Origin of the sequence: Streptomyces sp. NPDC058678 (assembly GCF_042714835.1) — a bacterium.
Classification (GTDB): Bacteria; Actinomycetota; Actinomycetes; order Streptomycetales; family Streptomycetaceae; genus Streptomyces.
Genome location: NZ_JBHXSG010000001.1, coordinates 305947 through 327357 on the forward strand (window position 1 = coordinate 305947; position 21411 = coordinate 327357).

Consider the following 21411-nt stretch of genomic DNA (forward strand, 5'->3'; position numbering starts at 1 on the left):
TTCTCATGGGGCGGGCATCCGGAACCACCGGACGGAGCTCGCCGCCAGGGGCAGGGGCACGGCCGCCCCCTCGGGCAGGGCGAGGACGGAACCGTCGAGGGCGTCCTGCAGCCGGGCCGTGCCCCCGAGGCGGCGGGCGTCGAGCACGGCCGTCGTCGGGACCTGCGCGACGTTCACCAGACACAGGACCGCGTCGTCGCCGTACCGGCGCAGCACGGCGAGTACCTGAGGGCTGCCGACGTCGACGACCTCGCACAGTCCACGGGTCAGCGCCAGATGGTTGCTCCGCAGTTCCAGCAGCGGGCGCAGCGCGGGACCGGTCGCGGCGTCGTCCAGGAGCATCCGGCCGGGCAGGAGCGGACACCCGGGAAGGGCGAGCAGGATCGCGGCGGCCAGCCGCCGGGCGGCCGGTGGCAGCGCGGGCGGCAGATCGAGTCCCCACTCGGCCGGTTTCACCTGCCGGGCCGGCCGGGACGCGGGCGCGAACGTGGTCTCGATCTCGCTTCTGAGCTGGGCGAGCGCCTGTTCGAAGGCCCCGCCCGGCATCGAACGGCTGCGGACGGCGAAGCCGAGCGCCGAGACCAGTGCTGAGGCGGGCAGCACATGGAAGACACCGCGAGGGGGATCCGCGGGCGCGGCGGCGCACAGGAGCAGGCGCCCGTCGTATCCGTCCAGGAGATGCCGTACGTCCTCCAGCAGGGCCGCCCCGACGCCTTCCGCGCCGGTGAGCCGTACCCCGTCGACGTCCTGGTCCAGCCAGTGGACGAGGGCGTCGAGGACCTCTTCGCCCGGCCCGGACACGTCGATGCCGACCACGACCCGAACGCCTTTCCGGCGTGCCGCGGCCAGGTGCGTAGCGAGGTCCTCCGGTTCACCGGCGCCGACGGGACGGGGGGCATCGGCCGTCAGACAGTCCACGCCCGGCAGCGCCGCCAGGGCCTCCATCAGTCCCACGGGCGCCTCGACCACGGCACAGCCCCGGCCCCAGGCGGGAACGGCGGGGGTCTCGGCGGCCCGCTCGGTGTCCGGCAGGACGCGGTAGGCCCGGCCGTCCTCGGTGCTCAGCTCCACCGGCCCGCCGTTGCCGGCGACCACCCAGCTGTCGTCGCCCACGGCGAAGACCCGGTCGGCGCAGAAACGCAGCAGGGTCTCCCACTGGTTCACCGCGCGGTCCCCCGAGACCAGGGAGGTGCCGGGGAAGGGGAGTTCGAGGAGCGTCGCGTCGTTTCCGACCGCCGCCACCAGCCGCCTGGGGCCGCTCACGGCGAGTGAGGTCACCTGCCACGGTGCCTGCCCGATCTGGCGGGTCGTCGGCTCGCCGTACGGGCCCGTCGACGTGGCGAGGATCCGGCCGTCGGCCGTGGCCCGGACGCTCACTTGACCGTCCCCCGACCTCGCGCCGGGCCCGGCCGTGACCTCGCTCGGGACCTGCGACGCACTCTGCCCGTCCGAGCCGGTCCCCGCCGCGGCGCCGACGCGCAGTGGCCGATGGTGCCGGACGCCGTCCTGGACGTACGACACCACGCTCCCGTCCGTGGACAGCGTCAGCCCGCTCCGTGCACGGGGCGTCGGGTCCGGCGCCAGCCGCGCGGTCTCCGTCCCGTCACCGCCGTGCAGCACGATCGTCCCGTCCGGAAGCAGCACCGCGCAGTGCGCCGCCTCGGGGCCCGTGCCGGTGAAGTCGCAGACCGCCACGTCCAGGGCCGCCCCCGGATGGCTGAGGCTCATGAGCACGTCGCCCTCGGGGCCGATCCGCTGCACCACCGTGAAGGGCAGGTGCACGCTGTGCCCGTCCAGCACTTCGAGGCGGACCGGATCCGGCGTGTGGGTGAGCGAACTCAGCGCGTCGATCCGCACCTTGTGCCGGGTCCCCTTGGCGTGCAGGATCCGCGCGCCGCCCGCCGGTGGTCTGCTGAGGACGATGCCGTCCGACCTGGCCGTCACGCCGACGGTCAGGGTGTGCTGGACCCGGGCGCGGGCCTGTGCCGTGACCGTCGCCGGCCGGCCGGCCGGATCCCGGGGCGGATCGAGGCCGAGGCGCTCGCACGAGGCGACCTGGATCCGCCAGACGTCGTCGCGGCTCCGCAGGTGCCGCGGCAGCCGGTGCGCGTAGTGCAGGACCCAGCGGCCCATGTCGTCGGCCACCCCCTCGGCCGTGTCCTGCCCCGACACGGCCCGCAGGACGAGGTCCGCGTGGCGGGCCACCTCGGGCTCGGCGTCCTCGGCCGGGTGCAGACCGGACCAGAGGAGCTCCTCGCAGAGCCGCACCACGAGCGGGGCCCGCGCGTGCTCGGAGGCGGTGAAGTCCCGTATCTCCCGCAGTAGTTGCGGCGAGCGCCGGGCGAGGTCCGTACGCAGGTGCTCCGCGGCCTCGGGATACAGGAGCAGGGACTGACTGCCGGCCGCCTCCACCAGGGCGGAGAACCACAGTTCGGCCTCCAGCCCGGCTGTCGTGCGGGGCAGGAAGCGCAGACGTGCCTTGCGCAGGAAACCCTGGTCGACGCTGATCGTCAGCGAGACGCACGTGGCCAGTTCGACGAGTTCGGGCCGGGTCCGCGAGAGGTGTGCGATCGTCTCGGCCGTCCGCGTCATGACCGCTCTTCCAGCAGCCGATGGATCTTCCGGGTCGCCTCCCGCGCGTGCCGGAGCGAGATCCGCCGGTCGAACGGGATCAGGGCGACCCTGTCGCGCACCGGCGGGAGATACGCCGTGGCGGGGAACGGGGTGAGGCACGTCGGCGGACAACCGCAACGCAGTACCTGGTCGAGGAAGTCCAGCCACTCGTGGACCCGGGCCGTCCGGTCGCCGGTGAGGGGCGGCCGGAGCATGCCGAGATCGGACACGAGGACGACGGGGGTACCGGGAGCGGGTGCCCGATAGGCCTGCGGCCCCGCGGACGAGCCGACGTGCACGACACCGCGCCGGGGAGAGCCGGAGAAGCGCAGCACCTCCACCCGGTCCCGGCCGGCCACGCTGGCCATCAGCCCGTGCAGCCACCGCCGGTCGTCGTGGAAGGGGACCATGCCGGGACTGTGGTCGAGCAGCAGTTGGACCCCGCGCCGGGTGCTGGGGCGGCGCTGCCACGGCACGGCCCTCAGGACCTGCTGCCGGGAGACCTTGCGGACCAGGGCCCGCTGGTCGAGCCGTCTGCTCGCGACGGGGGCGGACACGGCGGCGACCATCACCCCGCGCGCCCACTCGGGAGTCCAGGGCGGTTCGAGGCCGGCCGACCGGACCGCCCCCGAGCTCTCACCGGGCACTTCCCCCGTTCCGTCGTCCGTCCTGCCGGTGGCCGGTCGGTGCCGGTCCTCCGACGGCGGCCGGGTCAGGGCGAGCGAGAACGCGACGGGGCGCTCCCTCAACCTGAGGGCGGGGGCAGGCCGTTCAGCGAGCGCGAGCGGCGGAGAGACCATCTCGTCCGGGACGGCCTGCTCCGGTACGGCGTCCCCTCCCGACGCGACGGCGCCCACGGGCGCGGGACGGTCGGCGGCGGCGGCGGCGGCGGCAGCGGCGGAGGCGGGTGAGGGCGGCGGTTCTTCGGCCTCGGGCCCGGCGAGGGCCGCGTCCGCGACGGACGCGGGCCCCGCGGTGAGTCCGGAGGGCACGAGCAACTCCTGCCCTCCGGGGCCGAGTCCCACCAGCCGGGCCATGGCGACGGCCGTGGCCCGGTCCCGGGGGTGCAGTAAGGAGACGGCTTTGACCAGGTCCCCGAGGAAGAGACCGCCGCGTGCGCTCATACGGTTCGTCCCGAACCCTCACGCCGCTTCAGCAGCGTGACGGCCTCCAGCACGTCCCACTCCGTGGTGCCCGGCGCAACCCCCAGCTGATGGCTGGCCTTGAGCGCGTCCAGGTACTCCGCGGTACTGGGGCCGGCCGGATCGTCCTCCCGGTCGCCGCGGATCTCCAGGAGGAGATCGGCGATGCTCCCGGCGAGTCCCTCGTCGTAGTGCGCGCCCAAGTGCTGTTCGGCCACCCGGAGAAGGTGCCGTCGGGTGGGAGGGCTCAGGTCGAACACGATGCAGCGACGGAGGAACGGCCGCGGCAGCTCCCGCTCGTCGTTGGTGGTGATGACGACGAGGGGAGCGTGCTCCTCGGCGACGGTGACGTGGCTGCGGTCGTCCCAGGGCCTCGGGAAGGACAGCGAACCGAGCGGTCCCAGCAGGCTGTTGGGCAGGTCCGGGTCGGCCTTGTCGATCTCGTCGATGAGCACGACACACCGCTTCTCGGCGCTCCCCGCCTCGAAGGCACGCCACAGGGGCCCGGGCGTGTAGTAGTCCGCCATCTCGTCGCTCAGCATCTGCGCCTGGGCGTCGTTGAGGCGCTTCATCGCGTCGAACCGCCACAGCAGGTCCTCGGGCTCGGTGCGGGCCGTCACGACATGGGCGTGGTACTCCCAGTCGAGGATGCGTGCGACATTCGGCGCCAGCGACGACTTCCCGGACCCCGGCGGACCGAACAGCAGCAGCGGCCGACCCGTCTTCAGCGCCACGTTGACGGCGAGCACCAGACGGTCGTCGTCGAAGACGTATACCTGGTCGTCCGCCGCGTATCCGGGCCCGGGAGCGTGCTCCGCCGCGCGGCCGCCGCCCGTCGTGGAGACGTCGACGGCTGGGTCGAACTCCTTCTCGTACTGGAGCACGTGTCCTCCGGTGTCCGGTCAACAGGGGTCTGGGGCGGGTGACTTCGCCGGACGCGCAGTCGATCGACATTCTGTACCCGACCGGTCGCAGGGTGGAGCGCCCGCCCGCAATTCCGTCCGGCATATCCCGTGGGAGAGCACCTCCGAGCGGCCCAATCCATCACGCAGCGTGAAGCTCCCGGGGGTGCTCGCGGCGGGTCGAAGGAGGCCCGGAATGTTCGCGTCCGGTGCCGGAGGCGGTGTGGGAGCGGCCGGGAGCGGCGAACGGGACGGAGTCCGAGGAGGGTGACCCCTTGGCCCGCCCTTCGCTCGTGACCGGTTCTGACCAGCCTTGATCGATCCCTGGTTCGATGGAAGCGGGTGCCTGACGAACTTATCGGTCTGTCGTACGAGGACTCATACCAGAGCGGGACGCTGTCGGTGGGACTTTGGCAACTGCCCACCGCACATACTTCGTCGACGACTACTGTCAGTGTCCGTCGGGCGACGCAGGGCCGGAAAGTTCGGTTCCGCCGATCGACACCCGCATGCGCATGCCCGCGTACGCATCCGACATGTGCAGCAGCGAGCCCCAGGGCAATCAGGCCCGACGGACCAGTACGACGAGGACACCGATGTCTCACCTCCGCGCACCGGCCGCACGCGCAGACCGCCGTGAGGGCGGGCGGCACGGCCGGCCGGCCGCCCGAGCCGTTCCCGCGCTGCCCGAGACCCACATACGGCCGCAGCTGCTGCGGCTGGCCGTGCTGCCGCCCGTCGCCGTCGCCCTGAGCGCCTGTGCCGCCGTACTGTTCACCGTCCGCTCCACCGGCGCCCGCCCCAGCCTGACCCTGTGGTGCGTGCTCGCCGGGGCCGTCTCGGTGACCTGCGCGGGCATCCTGATCGCCGCCGTGGCCGCCGACCGTGCCGCCCACTCGGTGAGCGACCGCATCGGCTCCCTGCGCCGCAGCAACGCGCGCGGCGAGGCCGACCTGCGGGCCCTGGTCGAGGCCCTGCGCCGCGGTGAGAGCCCGCCCCAGCGCAAGCCGCACAGTGCCCCGCCCGAGGACGCCGACGACTTCGAACTGCTCGCCGCCGATCTCGCACGCGCCCACGACGGCGCCGTCACCGCCGTCGTGCAGGCCTCCCAGCTCTCCAGCCAGGCGGGCAGCGAACAGAAACTCGAGGTCTTCCTCAACCTCGCCCGGCGCCTCCAGTCGCTCGTGCACCGCGAGATCTCGATCCTCGACGAGCTGGAGAACGAGATCGAGGACCCCGACCTCCTCAAGGGCCTCTTCCACGTCGACCACCTCGCCACCCGCATCCGCCGCCACGCCGAGAACCTCGCCGTGCTCGGCGGGGCCGTCTCCCGTCGGCAGTGGAGCAACCCGGTCCCGATGACGGAGGTGCTGCGCTCCGCCATCGCCGAGGTCGAGCAGTACTCACGGGTCAAGCTCGTGCCGCCGATCGACGGCACCCTGCGCGGCCACGCCGTCGCCGACGTGATCCACCTGCTGGCCGAACTCGTCGAGAACGCCACCGTGTTCTCCGCGCCGCACACCCAGGTGCTGCTGCGTGCCAACCTCGTCACCTCGGGGCTCGCCGTCGAGGTCGAGGACCGCGGGCTCGGCATGCCCGTCGGCGAGCAGAGCCGGATGAACGCCCTGCTCGCGGACCCGGACCAGGTCAACGTGGCGAGCCTGCTGGCCGACGGACGCATCGGGCTGTTCGTGGTCTCGCAGCTCGCCAAGCGGCACGGCATCCATGTCCGGCTGCAGACCAACATCTACGGCGGAGTCCAGGCCGTCCTCGTGGTGCCGCAGGTGCTGCTGGGGGCGACGCCGGGCGTCCTCGGAGCCGTACCGCAGCCGCCGGACGCGCCGGCGGGCGGGGCGGACCCCTCCGAGCCGGTCCTGCTGCAGCAGCAGTACCAGCCGCAGCCGCAACCGGGACCTGAGCCGGGACACCGGGTCGCACCGAGCGTGCCCGCGGCCCCGCCGCGCCCTCCACAGCGGGAGACCGCGCAGCCGGTGAAGAAGGGCGGCGGACCGGCACCGCTGCCCGTGCGCGGGGCCCGCGAGCAGCGGCCCACCCCGGCGGACGCCGTGCCCGGCGTCCGGCCCGACCACCGGCACCTGGTCGAGGAGCACGTGGCGACACCGCCCACCCCACGCAACGGCGCCGTGCGCGGCACCATGGGCAAGCCGCAACTGCCCCGGCGCCGCGCCCAGGAGCACATCGCGCCCCAGCTGCGCGACGGGCCGGCGCCCCGCCAGGATTCGGAGTACCTGGCCGGCCACGACCCCGGCCTGATGGCCGCCTTCCAGCGGGGCATCGGCCTGGCCGAGGCCCAACAGCACTTGGAGGCGGCGTCCGGCGAGCCGACGACACCCCCGGGGCAGCCCTCCGGCCCGGCCATGGGCTCGGCCGGCGTGGCGCCCACCCTCCTGGACCCCGTACGCGCGCCCGTGCCGCATCCCCGCACGGCGCCCCTCACGTCCCTGGACCTCGGCCGCACGGACGTCACGGACACGGCCACTCCGCTCCCCATGGACGTACGCCGCACGGACGTCACGGACATGGCCACTCCGCCCTCCATGGACCTACGCCCCACGGACCCGTCCCACATAACCGAGGCGCGCCCCGCGCACGGGCCGGGGTCGCACGACGTACGCGGCGTGCGGGACGGCGTGTCCGCGCCCGGGCTCGATCTCGACCACACCACCCGGCACGACGGGAGCGCACCCGCCGGATGACCACCCCCGCGTTCACCCCACCCCCCAGCGCTCCCGCAGACCTTCGTACCTCAAGGAGTCGATCCACCATGGCGAGCGAAGCGCCGACCGGCCATGTATCCGATCTCGACTGGCTGATGAGCGGCCTCGTGCAGCGCGTACCGCACACCACCAGCGCGGTCCTCCTGTCCAGCGACGGGCTCGTGAAGTCGGTCCACGGTCTCGACACCGACAGCGCCGACCACATGGCCGCCCTGGCCTCCGGCCTCTACTCCCTCGGTCGCAGCGCGGGCGTCCGCTTCGGCGACGGCGGTGACGTCCGCCAGGTCGTCGTCGAACTCGACGCGACCCTGCTGTTCGTGACCACCGCCGGATCCGGTACCTGTCTCGCCGTGCTGGCCGGCCGCGAGGCCGACGCGGCGGTACTCGGCTACGAGATGGCCATGCTGGTCAAGAGCGTCCGCCCCTACCTGGTGACCGCCCCCCGCCAGTACTCCGTCGAACCGTCTGCGATGAGGCCTTGAACGTGGCGGCGGCCGGCGACGGGCCCTGGCTCGACGACGCGGCCGGACGGCTGGTGCGCCCCTTCACGGTCAGCAACGGCCGAACCCGGCCCACCATCGCGCTCGACCTGCTGTCGCACGTGATGGCCACCGGAGCCACCCCTCTCGGCTACCTCGGCCCCGAACACGCTCAGGTCCTCGACATGTGCCGCGTGCCGGTCTCGGTCGCCGAGGTCGCCGCCCACCTGAAGCTGCCGGCGGTGGTCACCAAGGTGCTGCTGGCGGACCTCGTCGACTGCGGGGCGCTGACCACCAAACCCCCCGAGTTCACCCACAACCCGACTGACCGGGCCCTTCTGGAGGCAGTGCTCGATGGACTACGACGACAGCTCTGACCCCTTCCCCACCGCACTCAAGATCCTGGTGGCGGGCGGGTTCGGAGTAGGCAAGACGACCTTCGTGGGCGCGGTCAGCGAGATCGCGCCCCTGAGCACGGAGGAACTGCTCACCACGGTCAGCGCCGCGACCGACAGCCTCGAAGGCATCGAGAACAAGGTCGAGACGACGGTGGCCATGGACTTCGGCCGCATCACCCTCGACCCGGAACACGTCCTGTACCTGTTCGGCACACCCGGACAGGAGCGGTTCTGGTTCATGTGGGACGAACTGTCCGAGGGTGCGCTCGGCGCGGTCATCCTCGCCGACACCAGGCGTCTGGAGGAATGCTTCGCCGCCGTCGACTTCTTCGAGCAGCGCGGTCTCGGCTTCATCGTCGCGATCAACGAGTTCGACGGCTCCTACCGCTACGACCCCGAGGAGGTTCGCGCCGCCATCGACCTCGATCCGCAGATCCCCGTCGTGCGCTGCGACGCCCGGATCTCCAGCTCGGGCGTCCAGACCCTGCTGACCTTGGTACGGCATCTGATCGCCCACAGCCCGGCACCCGCGCCGAGCCACGGCGCCCACATGTGACCCCCGCACACCCCGCAACGGAGCCGCATATGACGTACGCCCACAGCGACGGAGCCCGCCCATGAGCTACGACCTGCCCCGCCCGGCCGGTCGACTGCTGCTCACCCCCGAGGACAAGGAGGCGCCCGCCCGTGCGCGGCGGCTGCGCCTGCTGGGGCTGGGAGAGCATCCGGAGCCTGCGCTCGACGCCTTCGCGGCCCATCTCGCGGAGCGGGCGCAAGCGCCGTACACCATGGTCAACTTCATCGACGAACACCGGCAGTTCTTCGCGGGCCTACGGGTTCCGGACGTCAGACCCCCCACGTCCCCCGACGAGGAGGCCAAGCCGGAGATCGGCCGCTTCATGGAACGCGACCACGGGTTCTGCCCCCATGTGGTCGTCCGGCGCAAGGCGTTGGTGCTGGAGGACGTCAGGGACTATCCACGGTTCGCGGGCAACCCGGTCGTCGACGAGTTCGGCATCCGCTCCTATCTCGGCGCTCCGCTCATCGACGGCACCGGCATGGTGCTGGGCACGGTGTGCGTCGCCGACACCGAGCCGCGCCCCTGGGGCAGGTCCGGGCTGGAGACCATCAAGGCGGCGGCCGCCGATCTCGTCGTACGGGTGGAGCGGCGGGAGGCCGGCGGGTTCTGGCTCTGACTGCGCGCGGGGTCTGCCGGTGCGGTCCGTGCGGTTCTTTCGGTCCGTGTGGAGGTTCATTCGGTCCGTGCGGAAAGGAGGGCGCACGGACACCTCGCCGGTGTCTGCGCGGATCGTGGGGGCGGCCGGGTTCGGGTCACCGAGTCACCGGCAGAGGGAATGAGGGGCGGCAGGCGTGAAGCGGAGCTGTGGCGCCGCTTAAGAAATCCTCGATGGACCGGGGCGCCGCCGTACGGCAGATTGCTACGCGATTCCACCCCTCTCCCCGGAACGGGCCGGTTCGGCATGCCAGGACCCGGGGACCCACGCACAGGAGCCGTAGCGTTGAAGGCGCTGGTCAAGGAGAAGGCGGAGCCGGGGCTGTGGCTCGCGGACGTGCCCGAGCCCGCAGTCGGACCCGGCGACGTACTGATCAAGGTGCTGCGCACCGGGATCTGCGGCACCGACCTGCACATCCGGTCATGGGACGGCTGGGCGCGGCAGGCGATCCGCACCCCGCTCGTGCTCGGGCACGAGTTCGTCGGTGAGGTCGTGGCGACCGGTCGTGACGTCACCGACGTCAAGGCGGGCGACCGGGTCAGCGGCGAGGGCCACCTGGTCTGCGGCAGGTGCCGCAACTGCCTCGCCGGGCGGCGGCACCTGTGCCGGGCCACGGTCGGGCTCGGGGTCGGCCGCGACGGGGCGTTCGCGGAGTACGTCGCGCTGCCCGCCGCCAATGTGTGGGTGCACCGTGTCCCCGTCGACCTCGATGTGGCCGCGATCTTCGACCCGTTCGGCAACGCCGTGCACACCGCGCTGTCCTTCCCGCTGGTCGGCGAGGACGTCCTCATCACCGGCGCCGGCCCGATCGGCCTGATGGCCGCCGCCGTCGCCCGACACGCCGGGGCGCGGAACGTCGTGATCACCGACGTCAGCGAGGAGCGGCTGGAGCTGGCCCGCAAGATCGGTGCGAGCCTCGCGCTGAACGTCGCCGAGTCGAGCATCGCCGACGGACAGCGGGAACTCGGTCTGCGCGAGGGCTTCGACATCGGCCTGGAGATGTCCGGCCGCCCCGAGGCCATGCGGGACATGATCGCCAACATGACGCACGGCGGCCGGATCGCGATGCTCGGTCTGGCGGCCGAGGAGTTCCCGGTCGACTGGGCCCGGATCGTCACCTCGATGATCACGATCAAGGGCATCTACGGCCGCGAGATGTTCGAGACCTGGTACGCGATGTCGGTGCTCCTGGAGGGCGGCCTCGACCTCGCGCCCGTCATCACCGGCCGGTACGGCTACCGCGACCACGAGGCGGCGTTCGCCGACGCGGCGAGCGGCCGCGGCGGCAAGGTCATCCTCGACTGGACCCTCTGACCACCAAGGACTGATGATGTTCGACTCCGTGCGCGACGACCTCCGCGCCACCCTCGACGAGATCCGCGTCGCCGGCCTGCACAAACCGGAGCGTGTGATCGGCAGCCCGCAGTCCGCGACCGTGCACGTCACCGCGGGCGGCCGTCCCGGCGAGGTGCTCAACTTCTGCGCCAACAACTACCTCGGCCTCGCCGACCACCCCGAGGTGATCGCCGCCGCCCACGAAGCCCTGGACCGCTGGGGCTACGGCATGGCGTCCGTACGCTTCATCTGCGGCACGCAGGAGGTGCACAAGGAGCTGGAGACGCGGCTCGCGGCCTTCCTCGGCCAGGAGGACACGATCCTGTACTCCTCCTGCTTCGACGCCAACGGCGGTGTGTTCGAAACGCTGCTGGGCCCCGAGGACGCGGTGATCTCGGACGCGCTGAACCACGCCTCCATCATCGACGGCATCCGCCTGTCCAAGGCCCGCCGCTTCCGCTACGCCAGCCGTGATCTCGCGGATCTGGAACGGCAGTTGAAGGAGGCCACCGAGGGCGGGGCGCGTCGCAAGCTCGTCGTCACCGACGGCGTCTTCTCCATGGACGGCTATGTGGCCCCCCTGCGCGAGATCTGCGACCTCGCCGACCGCCACGACGCCATGGTCATGGTCGACGACTCGCACGCGGTCGGCTTCGTCGGCCCCGGCGGCCGTGGCACCCCCGAGCTGCACGGCGTCATGGACCGCGTCGACATCATCACCGGCACCCTCGGCAAGGCGCTCGGCGGTGCCTCCGGCGGTTACGTCGCCGCCCGCGCCGAGATCGTCGCCCTGCTCCGCCAGCGCTCCCGGCCCTACCTCTTCTCGAACACCCTCGCCCCGGTGATCGCCGCCGCCTCCCTGAAGGTGATCGACCTGCTCGAATCGGCGGACGACCTGCGCGTCCGGCTGGCCGAGAACACCGCGCTGTTCCGCCGCCGGATGACCGGGGAGGGCTTCGACGTCCTGCCCGGCGAGCACGCCATCGCGCCCGTGATGATCGGCGACGCGGCGAAGGCGGCGCGCCTGGCGGAGCTGCTCCTGGAGCGCGGCGTGTACGTGATCGGCTTCTCGTATCCGGTCGTGCCGCAAGGGCAGGCACGCATCCGCGTGCAGCTGTCGGCCGCGCACTCGACGGCGGACGTGAACAGGGCGGTCGACGCGTTCGTGTCGGCGCGCGCGGAACTCGAGGGCTGACGGCCACAGGGACAGACGTACAGACCGGCCGGACATATTGCGATAATCGTTCGCATGATCGAAGCGCGGCGGCTCCACATCCTCCGTGCGGTGGCCGACCACCGCACGGTGACCGCGGCTGCCGCCGCGCTGTACCTCACGCCCTCGGCGGTCTCCCAGCAGCTGACCGCCCTGGAGCAGGAGACCGGCCACCGGCTGGTCGAGCGCGGGGCGAAGGGCGTACGGCTGACCCCGGCCGGCGAGATCCTGCTCAGCCACACCCATGTGGTCCTCGCCCAGCTGGAGCGGGCCGAGGCCGAGCTCGCCGCGTACGGCTCGGGCGCCGCCGGCACCGTCACCGTCGCCTCCTTCGCGACGGGCATCGCCCTGGTCGTGGCGCCCGCGGTGGCCCGCCTCGCCGAGTCGGCGCCCGGCATCCGCATCCGCGTCCAGGACGCCGAGGGTGACGCCAGCCTGCCGATGGTGCTCGACCGGCAGGTCGACGTCGCCGTGGCCGTCGAGTACCGCGGGGCGCCGCCCGCCGACGACCCCCGGCTCACCCACGTACCGCTCTACGCCGAGCCCTTCGACGCGGTCCTGCCCCTCACTCACCGCCTCGCCGGCGCCGCCGAGGTCCCGCTGGCGGACCTGTCCAAGGATCCGTGGATCGGGCCCTACCCCGGCAACCCCTGCCACGACGTGGTCGTCCTATCCTGCGAGAGCGCCGGTTTCCAGCCGCGCCTCGAACACTCCTCGGACGACTTCCGCGCGGTCGTGGCCCTGGCCTCCGCCGACGCGGGCGTGGCGCTCGTACCCCGCTCGGCGCTGATCGGCATGGACCTCGCCGGTGTGGTCGTACGGCCGGTCGACGGGGTCGCGCCCACCCGCCGGGTCTTCGCGGCCGTACGCCGGGGAGCCGAGGAGCACCCGCTGATCCGGCCGGTCCTCGACGCGCTCGAAGACGCCGCACAGGGGTAGGGAACCAGCCACCGGCCGCACGCAGTCTGGATGGTCATGCGTGTGACGATGATCCTTCCGGCCCTGACCGAGGCGACGAGCCCGCTGTTCCGGCCCATCAAGTACTCGCTGTTCCCGCCGCTCGGCCTCGCGACCCTGGCCGGCTACCTGGACCCCGACGACGAGGTCACGCTCTACGACGAACACGTGGAGCGCCTCGATCTCGAAGCCCTCGACACTCCTGACCTGCTGGTGGTCCAGCCGTACATCACCTCCGCCCGCCGCAGCTACGAGATAGCCGACCACTTCCGCGCCCGGGGCGTCCATGTGGCGATGGGCGGCCTGCACGTCACCTCGCTCCCCGACGAGGCGGCCGCCCACGCCGACACGATCTTCACCGGCCCCGGTGAGGACGTGTGGCCGCTGTTCCTGAAGGACTTCCGCGACGGCGTGCCCGCCCGCCGCTACGACTCGACGCTGCGCACACTGGCCGGGCTGCCGCCCATAAGACGTGACCTGATCAAGCGTCACCTCTATCTCGTGCCCAACTCGATCGTCGTGTCGCGCGGTTGCCCGCACCACTGCGACTTCTGCTACAAGGACGCCTTCTTCGAGGGCGGCAAGTCCTTCTACACCCAGGCCGTCGACGACGCCCTGGCCGAGATCGACCGCCTGCCCGGCCGCCACCTCTACTTCCTCGACGACCACCTGCTCGGCAACAGACGGTTCGCCGAGGCCCTGTTCGACGGGATGAAGGGGATGGGACGGCTGTGGCAGGCGGCCGGCACGGTCAACTCCGTCCTCAAGCCGGACCTGTTGGAGCGGGCCGTGGAGGCGGGGCTGCGCAGTCTGTTCGTGGGCTTCGAGACCGTCAACGACGCGAACCTCGCCGAACGCCGCAAGAACCAGAACATCGGCACGGACTACGCGGCGGCGGTACGGCGCCTGCACGACACCGGAGTCATGGTCAACGCCAGCTTCGTCTTCGGGCTCGACCAGGACGGCCCCGACGTCTTCGACCGCACAGTGGAGTGGGCCGTCGGGCAGGGTATCGAGACGGCCACCTTCCACATCATGACGCCGTATCCGTCGACCGGACTGTGGAAGCAACTGGAGTCCGAGAACCGCATCGTGCACCGCGACTGGGACCTCTACGACACCCGTCATGTCGTCTACGAGCCCAGGAACATGACCCCCCGTCAGCTGGAGGACGGCTACTGGCGGGCGTACCGCGACTTCTACCGCTGGTCCAACATCTGGCGGGGTTCCGCGGCCCAGCCGGGACCGCACGAGCGGATGCGGCACCTGGCGTACTCCGGCGGCTGGAAGAAGTTCGAGCCCGCCTGGGACCTGCTGATCCGGTCGAAACGGGTGGTGCGGGCGCTGCCGGCGCTGGAGCGGACGCTGGCGGCGTTCGGAGGGCGGGCATGACGTGACGGGAGTCATGGTCTGGCGTTTCACATACGGGATAGGGTCCCGGATATGAAACATGAAGTCGTCGAGACCGGGCCGGATCCCGTCGACGCCCGGCTGGGCGCCCGACTGGCCGAACTGAGGGCCGAACACGGCTGGTCACTGGGGGAGTTGGCGGAGCGGAGCGGGGTGAGCAAGTCGACCCTGTCCCGGGCCGAGCGGGCGGAGATCAGTCCCACCGCCTCGCTGCTTAACCGGCTGTGCGGCGTCTACGGACGCACCATGTCCCGGTTGCTCAGTGAGATCGAGGCGGAGCCGGCGCTGCTGGTCAGGGCAGCCGACCAGCCGGTGTGGGAGGACCGGACCTCCGGATTCGTACGGCGCTCCGTGTCACCGCCGCACGCCGGCCTGCGCGGCGAACTCGTCGAGGGGCGACTCACCCCGGGCGCCGACATCGCCTACGACCGGCCGCCCGTGCCCGGTCTTGAGCAGCACATCTGGGTCCTCGAAGGGGTGCTCGACGTGACGGCACAGGACACCGAGCACCACCTCGCCGCCGGCGACTGCCTGCGGCTGCGGGTGTGGGGGTCCACGCGGTTCCGGTGCGCGGGCCCCGAGCCGGTGCGGTACGTGCTGGCGGTGGTGCTGCCGTGATCGTGAGCCGACTGAACGGGACCCAGGTACTCGACCACGTCGACGCGTTGGCCGACCTGCTGGTCGACACCGTGGACGGCGGCGCATCGGTGGGCTTCCTCGTCCCGCTCGACCGGGCGGCGGCCCTCGCCTGGTGGAAGGAGCGGGCGGTGGGCGTGACCGTCGGGCAGCTCGCGGTGTGGGTCGCGCAGGACGACGGCCGGACGCTCGGCACCGTGAGCCTGGCGTTCCCCGACAAGCCCAACAGTCGTCATCGCGCCGAACTGGTCAAGCTGATGGTGCACCGGGAGGCCCGCGGCCGGGGCCTCGGCCGCAGACTGCTGGCGACCGCCGAGGAGGCGGCCGTCGGTACGGGCGTCACTCTCCTCCACCTGGACACCGAGACCGACAGCCCCGCCGAGCACCTCTACACGACCGCCGGCTGGACGCGGGCGGGAGTGATCCCCGACTACGCGGCGGACCCCGCCGGGGTGCTGCGGCCGACGACGCTCTACTACAAGTACGTGGGGGCGGCCGCAGGGAAGGGAGCCGAGGCTCTCACCAGGTGATTGTCAGTGGGAGCCACTACGGTGCCTGTCATGCCGGACGCCGAAGACGTACGCCGAATCGCCTTGTCCCTGCCGGAGACGACGGAGAAGATCGCCTGGAGCATGCCCACGTTCCGGGTGGCGGGGAAGATGTTCGCCACGCTGCCCGAGGACGAGACCTCCCTCGCCGTGCGCTGCCCCAAGGAGGAGCGCGACGAACTGGTGCTGGCCGAGCCGGACAAGTTCTGGATCGCCGACCACGAGGCGCAGTTCGCCTGGGTACGGGCCCGCCTCGCCGCACTGGAGGACGAGGACGAGGTGCGTGACATCCTCGCGGACTCCTGGCGTCAGGCCGCACCGACCCGACTGCTCGACGCGCATCCGGAACTGGGGCTGCCGGCGGGGCAGTGAGACACGCGGGCTCGGGTTCGGCGGCGGCACGGGAGCGGACGGCCTCGGGGGAGAACGCCGGCCCGGCCAAGGGACCGACCCCACCGACCCGCCTCACGCCGGCTGCTCACGACCGGTCCGTGTCACGAACGCCCCGCCACCACCCCGCCCGCCAGGAACCCGCCGATCCGCTCCCGCAGGAACCGCGCATCGAGGCCGTGCGCGGCGACGTGTTCCTCGACGCGGCCGTAACGCCGCAGCTCGCGGCGGCCCACGCCCAGGCCCAGCACCCGGTGGGGTACGTCGGAAAGTGCGTCGTTCGCGGCCGCCGTCGACGTGCCCGCAAGATACGGCTCGACGAGCACGACGTCGCTTCCGGCCGTCTCCGTGGCCCGGCGCAGGGCGGCCGCGTCGAAGGGCCGTACGGTCGTCGCGTACAGCACGGTCACGTCCAGGCCCGCCACGGCGGCGAGCACCGCGTCCAGCATGGGCCCGACGGCGACGACCACGCCCGAGCGGCCCTCGCGGACCGTGCGGAACCGCTCGCCGTCGACCGGGAGCGCTTCCCGGTTGGCCTGCACGGACAGCCGTACGTACACCTTGTCGTCGCCCGCGGCGACCGCGTGCCGCAGCAGGGTCTCGGCCTCGTCCGGATGGCCCGGCACGTGCACCGTCCAGCCGTCGAGGGTGTCGAGCAGCGCCACGTCTCCGGGGGACATGTGGGTGTACCCGCCCGCGGGCCAGTCGAAGGAAGCGGCGGCGCTGACCAGCACCGCCCCCACGTCCTGGTGCCCGAGGTCCAGCTTGATCTGCTCGAAGGGGCGCTCGACGAGGAAGCTGGCGAAGGTGTGCACGACGGGCCGCAGCCCGGTCAGGGCCATTCCCGCGGCCGCCCCCACGAGGAGCTGCTCGCGGATGCCGACGTTGACGACCCGGTCGGGGTGCCGGTGCCAGGCCTCGGTGAAGCCGTCCCGGCCGATCTCGGCGAGGACGACCGCGACCCGCGGATCCTCGTCGAGCAGGCGCGAGACGACGGCGGGGAGACGGTCACGCATGGTGTCCATGGAAGATTCGGACCTTTCCGGGAGATGGCAGGGTGGCGGACGTTCAGGCGGACTTCGGCTCGACCCGGGCCACCACCACGTGCGGGCGGCCCGGGTGCGGGGCGGTGAAGGCGGCGTACAGCGCCTCCTGGTCGCGGCCGTCGACCGTGACCGCGGACCAGCCGGCGGCCGCGAAGCGGGCGGCGATCCCGCCGGGCCGGGCGTGACTGGCGGAGGCGTTGTCGATCACCACGGTGTGCAGCCGCTCCAGCGCCGCGGGACCGGCGAAGGCGATCGCCTCGTGGTTGCTGCCTTCGTCCAGCTCGGCGTCCCCCACCAGCACCCACACCCGGGGTTCGTCGAGCCCTTGGGCGCGCAGCCCCAGCGCCGTGCCCACGGCGATCGGCAACCCGTGCCCCAGTGACCCGCTGCCGATCTCGGCCCCCGGCACGAGCACGCGGTCGGGATGGTGGCCGAGCGGCGAGTCGTAGGAGCCGAAGCCCGGCAGCCAGTCCACGGGTACGAAGCCCTTGGCGGCCAGCACCGCGTAGTACGCCATCGGGCCGTGCCCCTTGGACAGCAGGAACCGGTCCCGCCCGGGATCGTCCGGCCGCTCGGGCCCGACCCGCAGCACCCGGTCGTAGAGGACCCACAGCGCGTCCAGCGTGGACGTCGCCACCGGCCCGTGCTTCTCGTCGCCCGTCATCAGCCCCATGAGGCGGGGCAGGTCGCCGTACGCGTACCCGTACGTGCGACCGCGTTCCTCGGTGATCGTCATGCCGTTGATCCTGCAACCTCGAGCAAGGTTGAGGTCAAGGGGCGGGCGCGGTGAAACCCGGGCGCGACCACGGACCCGAGTGCGGTATTGTTTCCCTGCGTGTTCGGCCAGGGGAAACCCCAGGTCAGACGGCACCGGGACGTGGCGCAGCTTGGTAGCGCACTTGACTGGGGGTCAAGGGGTCGCAGGTTCAAATCCTGTCGTCCCGACGGTGCGAAGGGTCTTCGCAGGCGAGAGCCTGCGGGGGCCCTTTTCGTGTGGGCCGGGCGCTTTCGGGAGCGGTGACGCCCTCGACGACGTGACGCAGAAAGCCGGCCGCGGTGCCGCCGTCACAGACACGGTGGTCGAAGGTCAAGGACAGGTTGACCACCTTGCGCACCTCCACGCGGCCGTCCACCGCCCAGGGGCGGTCGGTGATGCGGCCCACGCCGAGCATGGCGGCCTGCGGATGGTTGAGGATCGGGGTGGCGCCGTCGACGTCGAAGACACCGTAGTTGTTCAGCGTGAACGTGCCGCCGGTGCGGTGCCGCGCCGGGAGCGCGTCGCGTCGCGCGAGGCCGGTCAGCCGTCCCAGTTCGGCCGCGAGGTCGTCGGGCGAAAGGCTGTCGGCGTCCCGTACGACCGGCACCACCAGGCCGTGCGCGGTCTGCGCGGCGAAGCCGAGATGCACCCCGGGCAGGCGGACCACCTCCTCGCGTTCGGCGTCGACGCGGGCGTTGAGCTCGGGGAACGAGGCGAGTGCGGCCAAGCACGCCCGGGCGAGCAGCGGGAGCAGGCCCTTCCCGAGCAGGGCCCGGGTGGCGAGCAGGGTCGTGGCGTCGGCATCGGCCCAGATGGTCACCGCCGGGGTGTCGCGGTGACCGCGGACGAACTTCTCCGCGGCGGGGCCGAGCGGCGTCCGGATCCCGGGCTCCGCGATGCCGGCCTCGGCTGTTTCGGCCCCGGCCGTTCCGGCCTCGCCTCCCGTCCGGGACCACCGCTGCGACGCACCGGTCCCGTACCCGGTCAGTACGGCCCCGGAGTCGTCCGCTGCCTCCGGCCCCGCGTGCGTGTCCGCGTCCGCCCCCGCATCCGTGTCCGCCCCCGCGTCCCTGTCCGCGTCCGTCTGCGCCACGGTCAGCAGCGCCGCCCCCACGCCGACGACCTCCCCGGCGTGACAGTGCAGGGCCGTCACCGTCCCCGCGAACGGACTCGGCAACGTCACCACGGACTTGGCCGTCTCCACCTCGGCGACGACCTGGTCGTACCCGACGGCGTCGCCCACGGCGACCTTCCACTCCAGCAGCTCGGCGTCCGTCAGTCCCTCGCCCAGGTCCGGCAGGCAGAAGGTCCGGCCGGGAGGGACGGTCTCCGTACGCTCGGTCGCCGGACGGGCTGTCCGTCGACCGGAGCCGGTCGGCATCAAGCGCCTCAGCCCTTCCAGTACCCGGCCGACGCCCGGCAGATGGGCACCCTCCAACAGCGGGGGCGGGTAAGGAATGTCGAAACCGGTGACCCGCAGCACCGGCGCGCGCAGCGCGTCGAAGCACCGCTCCTGCACCCGGGCCGCGATCTCGGCGCCGACACCGGCGAAGCCCTGCGCCTCGTGCACCACCAGGCAGCGGCCGGTCCGCCGCACCGACGCGGTGAGCGTGTGATCGTCCAGCGGCACGAGGGTGCGCAGGTCGAGCACCTCGACGTCCAGGCCCTCGGCGGCCGCCACGCCGGCCGCTTCCAGGGCCACCGCGACCGAGGGGCCGTACGCCACCACGGTCGCGTCGCTTCCGCTCCGCCGTGTCGCGGCCGTACCGAACGGCCCGGTACGGACGGGCAGTTCGAGGATCTCCTTCGTCCAGTATTGGCGCTTGGGTTCCAGGAAGACCACCGGATCCGGGTCGTCGATCGCCTCGCGCAGCAGCGAGTAGGCGTCCGCCGCCGTCGCCGGGGTCACCACCTTCAGGCCCGCCGTGTGGACGTAGTACGCCTCGCTGGAGTCGCTGTGGTGCTCGACGCCGCCGATGCCGCCGCCGTAGGGAACACGGACGACGAGCGGCAGCGTGAGGGCGCCACGGGTGCGGTTGCGCATCTTGGCCATGTGGGAGGCGATCTGCTCGAACGCCGGGTAGGCGAAGGCGTCGAACTGCATCTCCACCACCGGTCGCCACCCGGTCATCGCCATGCCGACCGCGAGACCCGCGATGCCGGCCTCGGAGACCGGCGTGTCGAAGCAGCGCCCGGTACCGAACGTGTCGGTCAGTCCGTCGGTGACCCGGAAGACACCGCCTAGCCGGCCCACGTCCTCGCCGAAGACGACGACGCGTTCGTCCGCGTCGAGCGCGTCCCGTAGGGCGGCGTTGAGGGCCTGTGCCATCGCCGTGCCGACCACCATCTCAGCGTCCCTCCAACTCTGCCCGCAGCGCGGCCCGTTGCTCGGTCAGGTGCGGGGTCGGTGAACTGAACACGTGGTCGAAGAGGGCCAGGGGGGCCAGGTCGGGTGCCACGGCCACCCGATCGCGGACATCGGCGGCGTACGCCTCCGCCTCGTCGGCCGCGGCCTTGACGTCGACGTCGGTGAGCAGGCCGCGCTCGCGCAGTGCCGCCTCCAGCCTGACGATCGGGTCGCGGCCCCGCCAGTGCTCCGCCTCCGCGGCCGTGCGGTAGCGGGACGGGTCGTCGGCGCTGGTGTGCGGGCCGACGCGGTAGGTGTGCGCCTCGATCAGCCACGGTCCGCCGCCCGCCCGGGCGTCCTCGACCGCCGTGGCCAGCACGGCCAGTACGGCCGCGGCGTCGTTGCCGTCCACCTGCTCGGCGCGGACGCCGTAGCCGACTCCCTTGTACGCCAGGCTCGGTGCCGCGCACTGGTCGGACAGCGGGACCGAGATGGCGTACCGGTTGTTCTGCACCAGGAAGACCACCGGCGCCCGCAGGACGCCGGCCAGATTGACCGCCTCGTGGAAGTCGCCCTCGCTGGTGGCGCCGTCGCCGACGAGCGCGAGGGCGACGGTGTCCGCGCCCTTGAGCCGCTCACCGTGGGCCAGTCCGGTGGCGTGTGCCGCGTGGGTGGCGAGCGGGGTGCACTGCGGTGCGGTGCGGTGCCGCGGCGGGTCGTAGCCGCAGTGCGCGTCGCCGCGCAGCAGCGTCAGCGCCTCCACGGGGTCGATGCCGCGGCTGACCAGTGCGACGCAGTCGCGGTAGGTGGGGAACAGCCAGTCGGTGGCGCGCAGCGTGAGTGCCGCGGCCACCTGGCAGGCCTCCTGGCCGAGGCTGGACGGGTGGACCGCGAGCCTGCCCTGTCGGGCGAGTGCCGTCGCCTGCTCGTCGAAGCGCCGCCCGAGGACCATCTTCCGGTAGGCCGCCAGCAAGGCCTCGGGCGACGGCTCGGTGTAGGTCCGGGCGTACGCCCTTTCCGTGCCATCGAATTGCATTTCTTTGCCATTCGATGACAGAAAGGAAACCGGAACCTGGGACGGGAGCCAGGGAGCAGGCCCTGCCTGTTTCTCCATGGCGGTATTCATCGGCGTTTCGACCATCATTCCGCCACCCTTTCGTCACGGCCTGTACGTCTCGGATGATCTACGGATCCGATGCTTTCTCAACTGCGGTGCGGATACGGGCGGATGAAGCGGAACTGAACACTCCACAGTCCGTCACTCG

At 72.2% G+C, this 21411-nt stretch carries 19 protein-coding genes and 1 tRNA gene; 13 read left to right on the forward strand and 7 right to left on the reverse strand.

Annotated elements, in window-relative coordinates; genetic code table 11:
• Positions 1–3: 3 nt before the first annotated feature.
• From ACFWWR_RS01330 to ACFWWR_RS01340, 3 genes are read right to left on the reverse strand one after another with little or no spacing between them, the layout of a single operon-like run.
• Positions 4–2592, reverse strand: coding sequence for a hypothetical protein (locus ACFWWR_RS01330; protein ID WP_384301315.1), 2589 nt, complete (start codon positions 2590–2592; stop codon positions 4–6).
• Positions 2589–3737, reverse strand: coding sequence for a hypothetical protein (locus ACFWWR_RS01335; RefSeq protein ID WP_384301317.1), 1149 nt, complete (start codon positions 3735–3737; stop codon positions 2589–2591). Before ACFWWR_RS01335 ends, ACFWWR_RS01330 begins: the two co-directional genes overlap by 4 nt.
• Positions 3734–4639 carry an AAA family ATPase gene (locus ACFWWR_RS01340; RefSeq protein ID WP_383870396.1) on the reverse strand — a complete coding sequence of 302 codons (906 nt, stop codon included), beginning with the start codon at positions 4637–4639 and terminating at the stop codon, positions 3734–3736. The genes ACFWWR_RS01335 and ACFWWR_RS01340 overlap by 4 nt, the downstream gene beginning before the upstream one ends.
• A gap of 614 nt (positions 4640–5253) precedes the next feature.
• On the opposite strand from ACFWWR_RS01340, the gene ACFWWR_RS01345 reads away from it, so the two are divergent.
• The 12 genes from ACFWWR_RS01345 (at position 5254) to ACFWWR_RS01400 (ending at position 15978) form a co-directional block, all read left to right on the forward strand.
• Positions 5254–7374 carry a sensor histidine kinase gene (locus ACFWWR_RS01345; protein ID WP_384301319.1) on the forward strand — a complete coding sequence of 707 codons (2121 nt, stop codon included), beginning with the start codon at positions 5254–5256 and terminating at the stop codon, positions 7372–7374.
• 68 nt (positions 7375–7442) lie between these two features.
• Positions 7443–7877, forward strand: a complete 435-nt coding sequence (locus ACFWWR_RS01350; RefSeq protein ID WP_383870390.1) for a roadblock/LC7 domain-containing protein — start codon at positions 7443–7445, stop codon at positions 7875–7877.
• Positions 7878–7879: 2 nt separating this feature from the next.
• Positions 7880–8251, forward strand: coding sequence for a DUF742 domain-containing protein (locus ACFWWR_RS01355; RefSeq protein WP_383870532.1), 372 nt, complete (start codon positions 7880–7882; stop codon positions 8249–8251).
• Positions 8229–8828, forward strand: coding sequence for an ATP/GTP-binding protein (locus ACFWWR_RS01360; RefSeq protein WP_383870387.1), 600 nt, complete (start codon positions 8229–8231; stop codon positions 8826–8828). The genes ACFWWR_RS01355 and ACFWWR_RS01360 overlap by 23 nt, the downstream gene beginning before the upstream one ends.
• Before the next feature lie 61 nt (positions 8829–8889).
• The gene (locus ACFWWR_RS01365; protein ID WP_383870383.1) at positions 8890–9468 is read left to right on the forward strand and encodes a GAF domain-containing protein; all 579 of its coding nucleotides are present in this window, start codon (positions 8890–8892) and stop codon (positions 9466–9468) included.
• 324 nt (positions 9469–9792) lie between these two features.
• Complete coding sequence (gene tdh, locus ACFWWR_RS01370) at positions 9793–10821, forward strand: L-threonine 3-dehydrogenase (RefSeq protein ID WP_383870381.1); 1029 nt, start codon at positions 9793–9795, stop codon at positions 10819–10821.
• Between the two features lie 16 nt (positions 10822–10837).
• On the forward strand, positions 10838–12037 hold the full coding sequence (locus ACFWWR_RS01375) for a glycine C-acetyltransferase (protein WP_384301584.1): 1200 nt from the start codon (positions 10838–10840) through the stop codon (positions 12035–12037).
• 54 nt (positions 12038–12091) lie between these two features.
• Positions 12092–12994 carry a LysR family transcriptional regulator gene (locus ACFWWR_RS01380; protein WP_383870378.1) on the forward strand — a complete coding sequence of 301 codons (903 nt, stop codon included), beginning with the start codon at positions 12092–12094 and terminating at the stop codon, positions 12992–12994.
• A 48-nt stretch (positions 12995–13042) separates the two neighbouring features.
• Complete coding sequence (locus tag ACFWWR_RS01385; protein WP_384301586.1) at positions 13043–14404, forward strand: B12-binding domain-containing radical SAM protein; 1362 nt, start codon at positions 13043–13045, stop codon at positions 14402–14404.
• Positions 14405–14455: 51 nt separating this feature from the next.
• Positions 14456–15040, forward strand: coding sequence for a helix-turn-helix domain-containing protein (locus tag ACFWWR_RS01390; RefSeq protein WP_383870372.1), 585 nt, complete (start codon positions 14456–14458; stop codon positions 15038–15040).
• Positions 15037–15588 (forward strand): GNAT family N-acetyltransferase, encoded by a 552-nt coding sequence (locus ACFWWR_RS01395; RefSeq protein ID WP_383870369.1) that lies wholly within the window; start codon positions 15037–15039, stop codon positions 15586–15588. Before ACFWWR_RS01390 ends, ACFWWR_RS01395 begins: the two co-directional genes overlap by 4 nt.
• A 30-nt stretch (positions 15589–15618) precedes the next feature.
• Complete coding sequence (locus ACFWWR_RS01400; RefSeq protein ID WP_383870366.1) at positions 15619–15978, forward strand: MmcQ/YjbR family DNA-binding protein; 360 nt, start codon at positions 15619–15621, stop codon at positions 15976–15978.
• Between the two features lie 122 nt (positions 15979–16100).
• Here the strand turns inward: ACFWWR_RS01400 and ACFWWR_RS01405 are convergent, their stop codons facing one another.
• Positions 16101–17021 (reverse strand): transketolase family protein, encoded by a 921-nt coding sequence (locus ACFWWR_RS01405; protein WP_383870363.1) that lies wholly within the window; start codon positions 17019–17021, stop codon positions 16101–16103.
• 43 nt (positions 17022–17064) lie between these two features.
• The gene (locus ACFWWR_RS01410; protein WP_384301321.1) at positions 17065–17778 is read right to left on the reverse strand and encodes a transketolase; all 714 of its coding nucleotides are present in this window, start codon (positions 17776–17778) and stop codon (positions 17065–17067) included.
• 135 nt (positions 17779–17913) lie between these two features.
• On the opposite strand from ACFWWR_RS01410, the gene ACFWWR_RS01415 reads away from it, so the two are divergent.
• Positions 17914–17987: transfer RNA gene (locus tag ACFWWR_RS01415), tRNA-Pro, on the forward strand.
• On the opposite strand, the gene ACFWWR_RS01420 is transcribed toward ACFWWR_RS01415, so the two are convergent.
• Together ACFWWR_RS01420 and ACFWWR_RS01425 are read right to left on the reverse strand one after the other, a co-directional pair.
• Complete coding sequence (locus ACFWWR_RS01420; protein WP_384301323.1) at positions 17969–20146, reverse strand: 2-oxo acid dehydrogenase subunit E2; 2178 nt, start codon at positions 20144–20146, stop codon at positions 17969–17971. The two genes, ACFWWR_RS01415 and ACFWWR_RS01420, sit on opposite strands and share 19 nt — an antisense overlap.
• 1 nt (position 20147) lies before the next feature.
• Positions 20148–21290 (reverse strand): thiamine pyrophosphate-dependent enzyme, encoded by a 1143-nt coding sequence (locus ACFWWR_RS01425; protein WP_383870354.1) that lies wholly within the window; start codon positions 21288–21290, stop codon positions 20148–20150.
• Positions 21291–21411 lie beyond the last annotated feature (121 nt).